This window comes from Pseudomaricurvus alkylphenolicus (assembly GCF_011683955.1).
Taxonomy (GTDB): domain Bacteria; phylum Pseudomonadota; class Gammaproteobacteria; order Pseudomonadales; family Cellvibrionaceae; genus Pseudomaricurvus; species Pseudomaricurvus alkylphenolicus.
Genome location: NZ_JAAQPI010000014.1, coordinates 39,977 through 55,259, shown reverse-complemented (window position 1 = coordinate 55,259; position 15,283 = coordinate 39,977). Strand labels below are relative to the sequence as shown.

Annotated in this window: 10 protein-coding genes; 2 read left to right on the top strand and 8 right to left on the bottom strand. The window is 53.4% G+C overall.

The genetic code is table 11. The annotated features are described in order from the left end of the window. Positions 1-150: 150 nt before the first annotated feature. The 5 genes from HBA55_RS27630 to HBA55_RS27610 form a co-directional block, all read right to left on the bottom strand. Entirely contained in the window at positions 151-1,437 is a 1,287-nt protein-coding gene (locus HBA55_RS27630; protein ID WP_166998171.1) for a 2-oxo acid dehydrogenase subunit E2, read from the bottom strand. Positions 1,438-1,504: 67 nt separating this feature from the next. After that, positions 1,505-4,177: a pyruvate dehydrogenase (acetyl-transferring), homodimeric type gene (gene aceE / locus HBA55_RS27625; protein WP_166998169.1), complete on the bottom strand. Its 2,673-nt coding sequence runs from the start codon at positions 4,175-4,177 to the stop codon at positions 1,505-1,507. A gap of 52 nt (positions 4,178-4,229) precedes the next feature. Continuing rightward, positions 4,230-4,439 (bottom strand): DUF2798 domain-containing protein, encoded by a 210-nt coding sequence (locus HBA55_RS38235; RefSeq protein WP_420821515.1) that lies wholly within the window; start codon positions 4,437-4,439, stop codon positions 4,230-4,232. A 91-nt stretch (positions 4,440-4,530) separates the two neighbouring features. Then, positions 4,531-5,973 (bottom strand): amidohydrolase family protein, encoded by a 1,443-nt coding sequence (locus HBA55_RS27615; protein ID WP_166998165.1) that lies wholly within the window; start codon positions 5,971-5,973, stop codon positions 4,531-4,533. Between the two features lie 244 nt (positions 5,974-6,217). Further along, positions 6,218-7,126, bottom strand: a complete 909-nt coding sequence (locus HBA55_RS27610) for a LysR family transcriptional regulator (RefSeq protein WP_166998161.1) — start codon at positions 7,124-7,126, stop codon at positions 6,218-6,220. Positions 7,127-7,485: 359 nt separating this feature from the next. Between HBA55_RS27610 and HBA55_RS27605 the strand changes: the two genes are divergently transcribed. After that, positions 7,486-9,666, top strand: coding sequence for a TonB-dependent receptor (locus tag HBA55_RS27605; RefSeq protein WP_166998159.1), 2,181 nt, complete (start codon positions 7,486-7,488; stop codon positions 9,664-9,666). A 54-nt stretch (positions 9,667-9,720) separates the two neighbouring features. Here the strand turns inward: HBA55_RS27605 and HBA55_RS27600 are convergent, their stop codons facing one another. The 3 genes from HBA55_RS27600 to HBA55_RS27590 form a co-directional block, all read right to left on the bottom strand. Then, the gene (locus HBA55_RS27600; RefSeq protein ID WP_166998157.1) at positions 9,721-10,875 is read right to left on the bottom strand and encodes an aromatic ring-hydroxylating dioxygenase subunit alpha; all 1,155 of its coding nucleotides are present in this window, start codon (positions 10,873-10,875) and stop codon (positions 9,721-9,723) included. Then, complete coding sequence (locus HBA55_RS27595; protein WP_166998154.1) at positions 10,872-13,097, bottom strand: TonB-dependent receptor; 2,226 nt, start codon at positions 13,095-13,097, stop codon at positions 10,872-10,874. The genes HBA55_RS27600 and HBA55_RS27595 overlap by 4 nt, the downstream gene beginning before the upstream one ends. 91 nt (positions 13,098-13,188) lie before the next feature. Continuing rightward, positions 13,189-14,418, bottom strand: coding sequence for an MFS transporter (locus HBA55_RS27590; RefSeq protein ID WP_166998152.1), 1,230 nt, complete (start codon positions 14,416-14,418; stop codon positions 13,189-13,191). Positions 14,419-14,651: 233 nt separating this feature from the next. Between HBA55_RS27590 and HBA55_RS27585 the strand changes: the two genes are divergently transcribed. Beyond that, positions 14,652-15,272, top strand: a complete 621-nt coding sequence (locus HBA55_RS27585; RefSeq protein ID WP_166998149.1) for a nuclear transport factor 2 family protein — start codon at positions 14,652-14,654, stop codon at positions 15,270-15,272. Positions 15,273-15,283 lie beyond the last annotated feature (11 nt).

Below are 15,283 nucleotides of genomic sequence, written 5' to 3'. Positions count from 1 at the left end.
GAGAGCTAACTCCCCCGCGATTCACCATTGCCTTAATGCCTCATTCAGCAATGGCGCAGGTCTCACGCTGATCACGTGCACCGCAATGATCGCGGGAATAGAAGAACACATCGGCTTGTACCGACAAGTCAACTATCTCAAAGGCACCGATTACAACAACAGCCGTCGTATATCACACAGGGCATCGTTAACAAATGCCATAAATCGTCCCGCATCCCCACCATTGATGGCACGATGATCAAACGACAGGCACAGTGGCAGCTGTTTGACGGGAACAAACCGCTCACCGTCCCAAACCGGTTTGACGCTGGCTTTGGCAATCCCGAGTATGGCCACTTCGGGGCCGTTGATGATGGGAGTAAAACCGGTCCCACCCATCGGTCCCATGCTGGAAACGGTAAAGCAGCCTCCTTGCATATCGGCGGGGCTGAGTTTGCGCTCCCTGGCTTTTTCGCCCAGCGCCGTGATCTCCAGTGCCAGTTCCCGAATGCTCTTTTTATCCGCCTCGCGAATGACTGGCACCAGCAGACCCGCAGGCGAGTCTACCGCGAAACCGATATTAACATAGGATTTCTGTATCACCTGTTCGTTTTTTTCGTCCAGGGCAACGTTAAACTGCGGAAAATGTCTCAGCGCCCTTGCTACCACTGCGATAATAAATGGCAATAATGTGGGATGGCGGGGTAAGCCCAAAGACTGGGGATCGACCGACTTGCGGAAGTTCTCAACGGCGTCAATGTTCACCTCATCAAACAAAGTAACGTGTGGAATATTGAGCCAACAGCGGGTCATGTGCACCACCGTAGCCTTGGCGATATTGGTCAGATCCTTGTGTTCAATATCGCCGTAACGCACATAATCTTCCAGGGGCATTGGCGGCACACTCCCGCAAGCCTCATTCGGAGCGGCCGGCCGTTGCGACAAACGTTGCTTGACATGTGCCTTCAGGTGTTCCTTGCGCAGCCGCTCTCCCGAACCGGGCGCCTCGACGTCCGCCAGCTGTATACCCAATTCCCGAGCCAGCTTTCGGACCGCCGGGCCGGCGTTGATATGGGCGCTTACTACCGCGCTGGTGGCAACCGGGAATGCGGTTGCAGAGTCAGTCGTGTCGCCAGGGGAAGGGGCAGTCTCTGGCTCGGGAGCCGGTTTGGACTCCAAAGGTAGTAGTGTGTCCTGATCACACGTCGATGCGTCAGCACCGCTGCCAAGTGGCTGCAACTCCAACAGGGGCGCACCGGATACAATTTGCGTACCAATTTCAACCAGCCACTGTGAAACGGTGCCGTTAGCCGGTGAGGGGACTTCAATTGAGGCCTTGTCCGACTCCAGCACCATTAGCGAGTCGCCTTCCGTCACCAGTTGACCGACCTCGGCGCAAAATTCTATGACCTCTCCACCACCATCCAATTCGGGCATACATACCGTTTGAGTTGTCATTGTGTGTTTCCACCTCATCAAAAACCTGGGAACAATAAGAAACGCTGCGCGGATGCGTTGAACACATTCATAACGAACTCGGATCCTGCTTTTGTCTGGGAATATTGAGATCCTGTCGCGCACGCTCGAGCGCCTCCTGCGCCAACTCGCCCTTGTTAAAGAGACTGGTCAAAGCTGCCCAGGCGATATAATTGGCGTCCACCTCAAAGTGACGGCGCAGGTCGGGTCGAGATTCGCTGAGGCCAAACCCATCAGTCCCCAACGCGGTAAATGACTGCGTGAACCAGCGGGAAATGCCGTTGGCAAGAGACTTCATGTAGTCACTGCAGGCAACCACTATGCCCTCCTCCTCAGACATCACCCGCTCGATGTAATTGCGTTCACGCCGATCAGGCGCCAACAGATTCTGACGTTCGACCTGTTGGGCCTGACGCTGCAATTCGGTATAACTGGTCACGCTCCAGACATCCACGCTACAGTGGTATTGTTTGAGAATCCGCACTGCCGCCAGCACCTCCTGCATCAGGCTGCCACTGCCCAACAGATGAACCTTGTAACCCTCATCACTGTCCTCAGAAAAGCGATACATGCCGTTGATGATGCCCTCTTCCACACCACTTGGCATCGCGGGCATCTCATAGTTCTGGTTATACAGGGTCAGGTAGTAGAAGATATTTTCATCCTTGTAGTACATACGCTCGATGCCGTCCCGCACGATCACCGCCAGCTCATAGGCGAAAGCCGGGTCGTAGCTGCGCAGGTTTGGTATCGTCGAGGCGAGCACATGAGAGTGCCCATCCTGATGCTGCAAACCCTCGCCATTGAGCGTGGTACGACCGGCTGTGGCTCCCATCAAGAACCCCTTTGCCATGGCGTCGGCGCAGGACCAAATCATATCGCCGACGCGCTGAAAGCCAAAAATCGAATAGAAAATGTAAAACGGGATCATCGGCACACCAAAGTTGGCATAAGCCGTGCCCGCCGCCAGGAACGAGGCCATGGCACCGGCTTCACAAATGCCTTCTTGCAGCAGTTGCCCGTCTTTGGCTTCTCTGTACGGCAACAACGTGGAGGCATCGACGGGTTTGTATTTTTGTCCTTCGCTGGAATAGATACCAAACTGCTTGAAGAGAGACTCCATACCAAAAGTTCGCGCCTCATCGGGCACAATGGGAACCATGTGACGCCCGATGGCCTTGTCCTTCAGCAGCGTTGCCAGCATACGTACAAAGGCCATGGTGGTGGATTGTTCGCGCTTGCTGCCTTCTATGGCGGCCTTGAACTGAGACAAGGCGGGTGCCTGCAGACGCTGTTCACTGACCACACGCGAGGGCAGATAGCCGTCCAGGCGTTGTCGCTGCTGGTGCAGATACTGGGCCTCCGGGCTGTCCGATTCAGGTTTGTAGAGTTCGGCTCGTGCCATTTGCTCATCGCTCAGGGGAATACCGAAGCGCCTGCCAATGGCAATGCGCTCCTCTTCACTGAGCTGCTTTTTCTGATGGGCAGTATTCTGCCCCTCAGCCGCCGCGCCCAAGCCATCGCCCTTGACTGTTTTGATCAGTACCGCCGTCGGGCGACCCGTACTCTTCGCCGCCCGCTCAAAGGCCGCGTAGAGCTTTTTACGGTCGTGGCCCCCTCGCCGAATCACCCGGATTTCATCGTCGCTGAGTGTCTGCATCAGCTGTGCCAGTCGTCGATCACCGTCAATCCAGTGTTCACGCACCGTGGTACCGTCGGAAACGGTATAGAATTGATAGTCTCCATCCACCGCGCGGTCCATGCGAGCTTGTAATACACCGTCGTGATCGCGGGCAAACAACTCATCCCACTCCCCGCCCCAAATGACTTTGATCACATCCCAGCCGGAGCCACGGTAACTGCGCTCGAGTTCCTGAATGATCTTGCCATTGCCCCGCACGGGACCATCGAGTCGCTGCAAGTTACAGTTAACCACCATGACCAGATTGTCCAGATCTTCACGCACGGCCATGTTAATGGTTCCCAATACCTCAGGCTCGTCCGATTCGCCGTCGCCGATAAAGCACCAGACCTTGCCGCCGTTGTCGGGTTTCAGGCCGCGGTTTTGGAGGTATTTCATAAAACGCGCCTGATAGATAGCCGAGGGGGTTGACAGCCCCATGGAAGCGCTCGGCAGCTGCCAGAAGTCAGGCAACCGGCGAGGATGCGGATACGAGGGCAGACCACCGCCTTGCTGCAGTTCACGGCGGAAGTGTTGCAGCTGTGTTGCGGTCAGTCGGCCCTCCAGATAGGCACGCGCATAGATGCCCGGCGCGGCGTGCGCTTGAACCATCAGGATATCTCCGCCGTAGTTGTCGCTGCGCGCCCTAAACCAGTGATGAAAACCCACCTCCAGAGCAGTGGCGACGGACTGATAGGTGGCGATATGACCGCCGACGCCCGAACCGTTGTCGTTGGCACCGAGCACCATGGCCATGGCATTCCAGCGGATAATATTTTCAATTTTCTGCTCCAGCTCCCTGTCACCGGGATAGGCCGGCTGCTGGTGCGGCGGAATGGTGTTGCGGTATGGGGTATTGAGTGTGGCCTCGGATAGACTGACGCCCTGGGTCAGCAGGTGGTTTTGTAACAGCCTGAGAATCTCCCGGCTGCGATGCTCGCCCTGTTCACGCCGCACGGAGTCGATAGCGTCTATCCACTCACCGTTTTCCAGAGCGATGTCATCGGTGTCGTGGGGATTTTCAATAGCTGCATGTGTCATGGTAAATGCCTTAAAGTCAGCGATAGATTGAATTGTGTATGAGCAGAGTCAATCAACTCTTTCTTGCGCGCAATCTGTTTTGGATGGTGACTCGGGTTGAAATTAGAAGTGACGAAACCCGACGGGCTATCGGCGTGGCGATAAAAATACTGGGCAAAGCAACCCAGAAAGCTGTTCCCCAGGCCTGCATCCACGCAGAGAAGAACAGACCACTGTCGCCGTTGCCTGTCAAAGTCAGAACCAGTGAAATAATGGCGGACATCATCACAACCTGAAGCACCACAAAGTAGTATTTTTCACAAACCGAAATCACGCTTGTGTTCCTGTTGTCATCATCAAACAGTCGCACGCGATTAGCGGTATTGTGCGGATACTTTCAGACGCTGGAGTTCATCCCGATCATAATAGTTACCCGCTCGAATAACTGCATGGACACCATGCAAGTTGCTCACACGTTGCAATGGATTGCGATCAAGTAACACCAAGTTTGCACGCTTGCCAACCTCCACCAGCCCCAGCTCGTCACCCAGCTCCAGGAAAGCCGCTGCATCAGCTGTGGCCATCTTCAACACCCGTAGCGGCTGGACACCCGCCGCATCCAGAAGATCGAATTCTTCATGAAGGCTGATACCTGGAACCAGCCAGCCGCCGCCGACGTCGCTACCGGCCAGCATTTTCACACCCTGCTCGGCGAGGATTGCCGTGATGATTGCCTGCAATTCGAAAAACTGTTCCAGCGTGGCTCTCTGTTCACTCGACAGCTCTGAAGTAAACTCGTCGGCAACCGAGTTCCAGCTCGCAAGGGTTTCGGACGACACAAAACGCAGATCCGGACTCGATCGGTAATCGGCATCGCCGCCATAAGACATGGTACGAATGCGAACCAGAGTCGGTACTTGCCAGGTATCCTGCAACGCCAGCTGTTGTGCAAATTGGACACATTTCTGTTCATCGAATGATGTAAGAATGCGGTTCATGATGTCGAAATCAGTCGGCGTAGACACGATGTAGGGGTTGACCACAATTTTTCGGAACATGCGATCTGTGAGGGGCTTGATCAATGACGCCAACCAGGCGGGTAACTCGGGCGGACCGCTGTGAGGATTGTTGGCAATTTTCTCACGCAGCGCCTCTTCGAGATTCGAGCAGCCCATCACCACGCTGCTCCTCGGCCCCAGATGTTCAATCGACTTCATGCCAATATTCGCCGCCAGGGTCTCATTGACGGATTCCGGCAGGTGGCCCGCGACGGGAATACTGCGAGCCTTGGCAGCCTTCAGTAAAGCAACCAGTGACTCCGGGCTGCTGTCCACGACCTTGATAAAGTCCGCGCCCAATGCCTCCTGCCGCTCGACCTCCTGCAGGGCCTGCTGTTTTGTTCTTACTGTCAGGCGGGTGACAATAGGACCGGACATTGCCAGTAGATCCGGTGCCTGGTTTTTTGACAGATAGCGCCCGTTCCGCAAGCGCTGTTGCAACAGCGACTCACTCGCGCTCATCTGTCGAAAACCGGTGACGCCATGCGCTAACATCAGTGACAGGCTGCGTTCGGGATCTTCAGAGGATAACACGTGCGCGTGCATGTCGTTGAAGCCCGGAATCAGGTATTTGCCGTCAGCATCTATGCGCTGCCCCTTGAGGCCACTGACCGTGTGGCTTGGTTGAATAGAGCGAATGCTACCGCCAGCAATGACCACCGTTTGTTCTTCAAGCACCGATCCATTTCTAACGTCGACGACGTTAATCCGCTCCAGCACCAGCGATGTAGAGTTCGAATTCTGGACGTTCGAAAACATCTGAGCCGTGTTGGCGTCTGGCGTCGGCCTGGAACACCCCGCTAAATGCAGGACCGGCAGCACTAGAACAAAAATGAACGTCGTATGGCGTCCGAAAAGTGAAGACAATCGGAATATCATAGAAAATAACCCGCTTGATGAGTCGGTAGGTCGCATCGCGTGCAACAGCTTGACTACAGACAATACAACCCGACTGCGGATCTCGACAAGACAGCACTTTGCCGCTATTGATAGCCGTTTGTTATCATACGGCACTCGCCTCCAAGGCGACACTCGCTCGGCGTATCATATCACCGAAGTACTCCGCCGCAGGTGTCAGTGGCAGGCTTGCCCTTCTGACCATATACATGGCCGGTGCCTCAAGGTGCTCTTTGACCTTAATACGATGTAACAGACTTTGGGCCCAGGAAAACTGCACCCACTGTTTTGGCAGCATGGTCAACAGGTCTGAACCAGCCGCAGCCGTCATCATTGTCAAGGCTGAATGGGCATAGAGAGCAATTCTCGGAGTTTTGAAACCGTATTTTTGGAACAGTGGCGAAAGCTCGGCATCTGCTCGAAGGGTAACTGCAGTGGATATCCAATCAGCGTCGCACAAGTCCCCCAGAGAATCGGAATCGGCCAATGCGTGTCCCTTGCGGCAGAAAACGACTCTCTCGTTATCCAGCAATTTTTCGACGATGAATTCGCTGGATACTTTGTCCTCCGACAGCGGGCCAACATAGAGATCCAGTTCTCCCCCTTTCAGGCCGGCTTCCGCGCTCGCGAACAAACCTTCCGTAATATCCAGTAAGGCTTCACGGTAGCGGGAGCGAAAAGGTTCCAATGTGTTGTGCAACAAAGCAATGTGTGAAGCAGTGGACAAACACACCGACACCTTGCCTCCAGAGCCCCCCTTATACTGATGCAATTCCTCTTTAGCACGATCCAGTTCACATTGTGCCGCCTTGGCTCGCTGCAGAAAAATCTCTCCCATGGGGGTCAGAACCACGCCCTTTGGCAGCCTTTCAAACAAAGTGACATCCAGTTCTTTTTCCAATTCTCGGATGCTGCGAGTAATGGCGGGCTGTGCTACACCAAGGTATCGAGCCGCTGAGCGCAGGCTACCGCGTTCGGCGACAGCGATAAGGTCGCGTACCTGATTGAGTTTCATGGCGATTCCTGATTGTTATCGATATCAAAAAATTGTAGCCGATTTCTATCACATGGCAACACTCTAATATCGATGCTATTGAAAATAGCAACCCGTTCTGATTTTTCGGTGCGACTGGCGGGTCATATTTACCGCGCTATTGAAATATTACTGAGTGTCGATAGCCTTGCGATTGAAAAATGATATCGTGATCCTGATATTGACATCTTAACGGAGTCCGAAGCGCTTACTACATTAACCTTGCGCAATCCCAAATAGCGCAGAGCACTAATTTCAATGCCCGATGTAGTACAAGAGAGCAGGTGATGTCAATTGATCGCCGCTCAAAACACAATAAGGAATTCCGATGGGAGAGTACAATGAACAAACTCCGATGCTCCTGGCCGCATTCAAGGTCCCTGGCGCTACTGCCTCTATCTATCGCTTTGTCGATACCAGCAACTGTGACAGCCGAAAGCACTCTGAGGCTAGAGGAGATAATCGTTACTGCACAGAAACGCGAAGAGAGCTTGCAGGACGCAGCCGTTTCAGTCACGTCCCTGGCTGGAGAGGAACTTGCTGAAGAACGTATAACCTCGGTACTTGACTTGCAATCGCAGGCGCCCAGCCTTCAGGTCTCCACGGCGCTCGGAACAGCGCGAGTTTATATCCGAGGTATCGGCCTCACCAACTTCGCCTCCGGCGGAGAACCGAGTGTCGCGTTTCACGTCGATGGTGCAGTGGTATCACGCCCGGCGGCGCAAATCAGCAGCTTCTACGACCTCGAACGCATCGAAGTACTGCGTGGACCGCAAGGCTCACTCTATGGCCGCAATGCCACCGGCGGGTCACTAAATGTGATGAGCAAACGGCCTACCGAGGAGTTTGAGGGGTATGCCAAAGTGACTGCAGGCAACTATAACCTGATGGAATTACAAGGTGCTCTGAGCGGGACTCTGATCGACAACGCTCTACTCGGGCGAATTGCGTTTCGTACTCAAGACCGCGATGGCTTTGGCGAAAACCTGCCAACCGGGAAGGATCTTGATGACACCAACGATGAAAGCTTCCGGCTGGGATTGAGTTTCATCGGCAGTGACGTCTTTTCTGCCTTTCTCTCTGCCACCCACTACGAATCCGACGACGGTAGCGGCGCGTTCCACATGCTCGGGGGTGGCAATCCCGAGGTGGCCGTGCCCGAAATCGCCATGGGCGGCAGCATCGCCCACGACACCCGAGACTTGAACTCCGAAGTTGATATACGTGCAACCAAGGAAATTGACAGCTATACACTGGAGCTAATCTGGGACTTGAGTGAGAACCTGTCGCTGAAGTCGCTCTCCAACTATCTGGATATGGATCGCACCGGGACCATTGACCTTAATGGCACTCCCGTTGTTTTGCTCGAGAGTGACAATCACGAGAGTTCAACCCAATACAGCGAGGAGTTGCAACTGACCTGGATCGGCGAACGGCACTCCACAATGTTTGGACTTTACTATTTTTCCGAAGACATAGACGCGGGCCAGTACCTACCTGGCTCTCTCGGACATCTCGCGGCAGGGCGACCGCTGATCCAGTTTGAGGGATCGCAAGAAAGCGAGTCTTGGGCGGCATTTGTCAACTCTACCTGGGACCTCAATCAACAATGGTCCATCAATGCAGGGCTGCGTTATAGCGAAGATGAGAAATCCGATACCGGCTTTACTATCCCACCCGGACCTCCCTTTCAACTGCCACCTGTCGTGCTTCCCATTGACCGCCATCAAACATGGGATGCCTGGACACCGACGTTCACCGTGGAATACACACCCGCCAATGACCTTTTCTTTTATGCAACCGCATCCCGGGGCTATAAAACCGGTGTCATGAACGTTGGTAATGCCGGTGCCCCCGTTGACCCGGAATACATTCAGAGTTACGAAATTGGCATGAAGAGCCAGTGGTGGGACGATCGCCTGCAGATTAACGCGACTGTTTTCCACGCCACCATTGAAGATCTGCAGGTCCAGCGGCCGATCAATGGTACTTTGGTTACGGTTAACGCCGCTGAGGCGGAGACGCAGGGATTGGAGTTTGAATCCATCGCGCGCCTGACCCAGGGCCTGACCGCACAGCTCAATATTGCTTACATCGATTCCCAGTTCAATGACTTCCAAACGCAGAACACCACTTTCGAACCCGGAGTCGATGTCAATCTCAAGGGCAATAGTTTGCCTAACACTCCAGAGCTGAATACTGATCTGTCGCTTCAATACGAGCTGGACATCTCCTCCAACTGGTCGGCCAAGTTCAAGCTGCAGGGTATCTATACGACAGAACGCTGGTTTAATGAGTTCCAGGAGGATATCGCCCATCAGGACGAAACCTTTGTGATCAACGCCAATGTCGTCTTGAAAACCCACGACGACCGCTGGTCAATCAACCTATGGGGAAGAAATCTGGGCAATGACGATATTATCTCACATATCAACGTGGGCTCTGCTGCGCTGGGCCATATGCGCACGGCGACGTTGCAGGAACCAGCAACCTATGGTGCCACCCTGGGCTACAAGTTTTAGCTAGTTTCATTGGATTAACGGCAGGGCGGCATACCAATAAGTATGCCGCTTTGACTATTGTTCCGTTTTATGACGTTCTTCCCGCAGGAGCCGATCCACTACCCGACGCGCCTGCAAGCATCCTGCATCCGCCTTAAGAGCTGAAGACCAAGAATCACCACACTCGGCAATAACACGCTGTTGAGTCTCGAGAACGACTCTGTCTTCTTCGAATGCTTCACTAACATTGGAAAATAACAGGTCATCTACTTCTGTGCTATCCAAAGCGAACTCTCTGACGGATGCCCAGAAGTAATGTGTACTGGTTTCAGTTTCTGGAGTCATGGCATTACACACCCACATATTCAATCCCCCCTCATAGTCGCCATCCAACGCACCACAGCCAGCCACCTTTCCCCCTACGTGGATTATGATGAAACAAGGCGCCATAAATTCGATAACATTCCAGCGATCGATATTTTTTCCGATTGGCAGTTGTTTGGTACGAAGGTATGTTGGCGGAGGAGGTACGTCGTTGATATGACGTACTACTCGGACACCAGCTTCTGTGGGTGTCAATCTCATGCTTCCTTTTTCGCCCATTTCATTGTTGCCAATGGTTGTTGTGTGAACAAAGGCCACATGACTAAGGTCCATCAGATTATCAGTCACCAACTGATAATTTGCCTTGACATAGTTAGTCTTTCCTACCGATTTTCGGTCCGGTCGAGACATTACGGAGAAATCTGGAATTAGCGACACGTCCGCCTCGTCTTTATCGCCCGTCCAAATCCATATCCAGCCAAATCGCTCTTCCACTGGATAAGCCCGAACGCAGGCTTTGTTGGGAATATTGTCTTGATTCGGTACCTCAACGCATTCTCCGGAGGCATCAAATTTCATCCCGTGATAGCCACAACGAATTTCGTCACCCTGAACAGTTCCCATTGAGAGCGGAAGATGCCGGTGAGGGCAACGATCTTCCAAAGCCACTGGGCGGCCGCTGAGGTTCCGATAAATCACCACGGAATCTCCCAAGATTTTTCTGGCTAATGGAGTTGTTGTCACTTCATCTGACCCACCAATAACATACCAGCTATTTCTGACAAACATAGCAATCCCCTTTGGATTGAAATAAAAAAGGTCGTGTCTAAAAAAATGCCTCCCGAAGGAGGCAATCAGTCGCAGAGAGAAATCGGTCATCGCGTCGATTTCGATATCGACACTCAAAAATTGTAGGTAAACTGCACAAGGTAGGTTCGAAGAGCATTGGACGCGGAACTCACTACCCCCGATGCGGCGGGATGGGTAAAGGGATAACCAAACTCCTGTGCAATATCATTGTTGACATTGCGACCGATCAGGGACAACTTCCAGGTTTCGTCGGCGCTGGACAGGGAGGCGGTTACATCCAGGGTTGTCAGGCTGTCACCTTCCGGTATGCCCTCCTTTGGCTGGCTGTACTGGCCGCTGCGGTAGCGAAGGTTGCCACTCAGTCCGAACAACAGATTGCTGGATATGGCGTAATCCAGTTGCAAGCCGAGGTTGGCTGTCCATTGCGGTGCGATATCAAGTTTGAGACCGGACTCTTTCTCCTTTGCATCGGCGTATACGGCACCGGCATTTATTGACCACTGTTCATTGACCCGCCAGTTTCCGGAAATATCCACACCTGATGAATCGGCATCGGCGTTGCCGGTTACAAATTCAGTGCCCGTGAACAGCGTTTTCTGCAGGTCGGCAATATCGATATAGAAAAGAGCAACATTGAGCTGCGCCGCGCCGCCCAGCAGCGTGGATTTGAGACCGATTTCGTAGTTATCAACGGTCTCGGCGTCCAGTCTCGCCTCCAACTCCGGATTCCCGCTCGCGATAGTATTGGACTCTGCAAACCCACCGGTTTTGGTGCCATTACCATAAGAGGCATACAGCATCGAATCCGGAGTCAGATCATATTGCAGATTCAGGTTGCCGTTCAGCATATATTCCGAGTAATGCAGGGGCGTTGCCGCAAACGGAGGGTTGGCTACCGTATTCCAAAAGGTGTAGGGAGCAAACAAGCTGCCCTGCGCCGGGGTTGCCGGCTCAATGGGCGAACGAGCCATCACCGCGTCTTTCTCTTCCTCGGCGTAGCGCAGACCAGCAGCCAACCGCAACTGTTCACTGATGTGCCAGGTGCCACTGACAAACATGGCCAGATACTCCACATCTTGTTCAATGGTGTTAAAGATCGGCCCATTGAACAAATCACCCGGCACCAGCGGTCCGACGGCAACCGGTGGATTACCTGGATAACCCCAGAAAGATACCTCCTCAGACTCCCAGTCACTGCTGAAATAGTAGATGCCCGCCATATAGTCCAACGTTTCGCCATTGGTGGAGGCGATACGAAACTCCTGACTGAATTGCGAATATTCTTCCTCGCGAATAAAGGAAAGATAATCCCCCGGTTGCAGATCAACGTCATCGAAGAACGCGAGATCGTAGCTGGCGTAGGTACTCTGGGAGGTGATCTGGTGGTTGGCCAGATCCCAGGTGACGACCAGGTTCGCAATCTGACTGTCGGTATCGTGAGAACTGTCACCACCACCCGGACCAAAGGCGGTAGACTTGCTGACCTTGTCATCCAGCTTCAGATCCCCTATGCCCAATGCCGCCGCCAGCCCATTGGGGTCAGCATCAATCTGGAAGGTATCTCCGGTCTTATTGTCTTGCCCGGTCTGGAACATAAAATCCACGCCGACATCATCACTCACGTCCCAGCGAGTAGAAAAGCGCAGCGAATAATTATCGTCAATGGGTACGTTATTGCCGGTCTCGATGTTCTTGGTGGCGCCTTCCAGTTCGGAGTAGTAGCCCGCCAGCCGGAATTTGACGCGCTCCGACGCAGGAATGTCTACTGCACCCTTTACTGAGTAGCCACCGTGTTCCGATGCCGAGAACTGAGCGTAACCACCAAATTCATCTCCGGGCTTCTTAGTGACCAAGCTGATGGCGCCGACACTGGTGTTCTTACCCAGCAATGTGCTTTGCGTACCCATGATCATTTCAGTGCGCTCAAGATCATAGATGCCAGCGGAATACAGGCGCCCCTTGCCGAAGAAAACGCCATCGAGAAAAACACCGACGGCTTGTTCATAGGCCTGGTTTCGCGACACACTCGCCACGCCTCGAAAACTCAGTACCAAACCGTCATCAGGCGCCCGACTGAAGACCATTCCGGGAACGAAGTTTGCCACATCGAAGAGGTCATCCACCTGATAGTTGTCCAACCCATCCTGACTCATCACTGAAATGGAAATCGGCACGTCGGACAGAGTTTCGTCTCGTTTCTGTGCCGTTACTGTAATTTCCTCAAGCATGACGGCTGTCGCGTCTAGAGAGACTATGGCCAGCGGTGACATTAAAGCCGCCAGTGCAGCTGCCAGCGGTTTTCTGAACATGTGTTTCATTTCACATTCCTCCTTCTGTTATTGATTCTTTAATGATTATTATGTCAATGCAAAAGCCATCGCCGACAACACCCTCGCCGCTATGTCGCTCCTATGCAGATTCATCGGTTGAGTAACGCGGCAGTAATCTACACAAGATCACAATCAGCGCGGCGATAAGTATCGCGCCGACCAACGCCACTTGGTAGTTGCCCCAATGGTCATAAGCCATACCAATAAACAAGGGCCCTGCTGCCGTGCCAATAGAAAAAATACCGAACAGAGGCCCGTAGATGGTTCCAAATAACTGTGGAGACCAGTAGCGACTGACCAGAAATGACAAGAGGTCCATCTCTGCCCCTAGGCCTAGGCCAAGCAGTACAGCCACCAGAGCAATGGCCAGGGGACCCAGCTGCATGTTCATCAGCGTACACGCGAGTGCAATACCTCCAGCGATAATTGCCAGAACCAAAGGTGCGTGTACATTGTCCACCACCCATCCGATAAAGCCGCGGCTGACAATAACCGCCACACCGACCAGACCGGTGAACATTGCCGCCTGTTCCGCCCCCATCCCGCGATCGGTTAACATGGGAATAAAATGCGCGTATACACCGACGGTGATCGTACCCATTGCCGTGAAAATAAGACCCAGCAGAGCGAAAGTTCGCTTGCCTGCCGGTACAGTCGGGCCTGCAGGCTTCGCTTGCACGGACGTTGAGCAACTGTCGTGCGCGTCATTTGCGGGTCGGAACATAAGCGGGCAGAACAACAGCGGAACCAGCCCTGCGATGCCAATCGCCAGATACGCACTGCGCCAGCCGAGAGTGTCGATCAGATACTGGACGGAGAGCGGAAACAGCATTGCGCCAACACCCACCGCCGAAAGTGCAATCCCCAGCGCCAAGCCACGATGGCGATCAAAGCGATCCACGATAATTCTTGAATAGCCCAATGGCGAAGCCGTTGCCCCCAGCATCGTCATCAGCAGGAAACAGCCATAGAGGTGATAGATGGATCCGCTCAACCAGTAGAGAGACGCCATGGTTATCCCCAAACCCAGTATGGATAGTGGCAACAGCAGGCGCGCACCAAAGCGATCGATAAGCAGACCGTGAATTGGGCCGGCCACTACCAATCCCAATTGGGAGATTGACAGAGCACCCGCAATTTCACTTCTGGCCCAACCGAATTCCGACTGCAGAGGCTGAAAAAAGACACCGAATGAGTACACCACCAGGGTTCCCACCGAAAAAAGCAGACCTACAAACGTGGCAAACAGCGGCACGGAGTGGGTTTGTAGCTCGTTTTGTACCCTCATATCAGCAGTAGCGGTAACCATTGGTGTTTCAGCACTCCCCTTCAATGTTTCTGTCTAAATCTTAATAGGTGACCCTGTAGATCCTATGCGACAGCCATCGATTCCAATAGATCCGAAAACGTTCTCCGAGATAACCAATATTGATCACCACTGCGCAGATAACAAACCACTATCAATGACGGCATTTTGTCATCTGCTGAACAACGCCGCGGATTCCTATCATTTCACTATCAGACCATCAATGGAGTCTCACTATGGATTACCCGGACCAACAACTGCAAGACAGGCGCCTTATCGAGGAGCTGGTGTTCCGCTGGGCGCTGGCCCGCGACAGCGATGACTGGGAGGCGCTGTCAGAGTGCTTCCACGACGGCGCCGACATTCGTATATCCTGGATTCAGGCTCCCGCCGAAACTTTCTTATCACGCTCGAAGGAAATGGCGGAAAATCGTCCTCTGGGCATGCACATGAAGCACCTGATCTGCAACAACTGGATCGAAACCAATGGCGCACGGGGATTCAGCCGTTGCAACGCCGTGTTGCTGATTCGAGACCATTTTGAAGGGGTGTGGTTTGATTTTGAAGGGCACTTCAGATTCTTCGACCGTGTGGAAAAACGCAATAATGTCTGGAGAATCGTCAACAGAACCGCTGTTTATGACAAAGACGTGATAAACCCCAACACTCCTGCGCCTGGCGCGACTCTGCCCTGGAACGACGAGGTCGTTAAAGACTTTCCCCCGCAGGCGAAATACCTCTACTGGTGGTTCGCCGTCAGAGGGGTGACGTGCGATCCCCAACTGATCACCGCATACAGTGAGGAGGAAGCACAATTACATGCCCAATGTCGCCACTGGATCAACAATCTGGACTAGGCGCTGGCAGC

What these genes read in the sequence shown, in the direction of transcription:
- HBA55_RS27630 (WP_166998171.1), bottom strand. Translation starts at nt 1,437, where the DNA reads ATGACAACTCAAACGGTATGTATGCCCGAATTGGATGGTGGTGGAGAG.
- HBA55_RS27605 (WP_166998159.1), top strand. Translation starts at nt 7,486, where the DNA reads ATGAACAAACTCCGATGCTCCTGGCCGCATTCAAGGTCCCTGGCGCTA.
- HBA55_RS27595 (WP_166998154.1), bottom strand. Translation starts at nt 13,097, where the DNA reads ATGAAACACATGTTCAGAAAACCGCTGGCAGCTGCACTGGCGGCTTTA.
- HBA55_RS38235 (WP_420821515.1), bottom strand. Translation starts at nt 4,439, where the DNA reads ATGTCCGCCATTATTTCACTGGTTCTGACTTTGACAGGCAACGGCGAC.
- HBA55_RS27585 (WP_166998149.1), top strand. Translation starts at nt 14,652, where the DNA reads ATGGATTACCCGGACCAACAACTGCAAGACAGGCGCCTTATCGAGGAG.
- HBA55_RS27610 (WP_166998161.1), bottom strand. Translation starts at nt 7,126, where the DNA reads ATGAAACTCAATCAGGTACGCGACCTTATCGCTGTCGCCGAACGCGGT.
- HBA55_RS27590 (WP_166998152.1), bottom strand. Translation starts at nt 14,418, where the DNA reads ATGGTTACCGCTACTGCTGATATGAGGGTACAAAACGAGCTACAAACC.
- aceE (WP_166998169.1), bottom strand. Translation starts at nt 4,177, where the DNA reads ATGACACATGCAGCTATTGAAAATCCCCACGACACCGATGACATCGCT.
- HBA55_RS27615 (WP_166998165.1), bottom strand. Translation starts at nt 5,973, where the DNA reads ATGTTTTCGAACGTCCAGAATTCGAACTCTACATCGCTGGTGCTGGAG.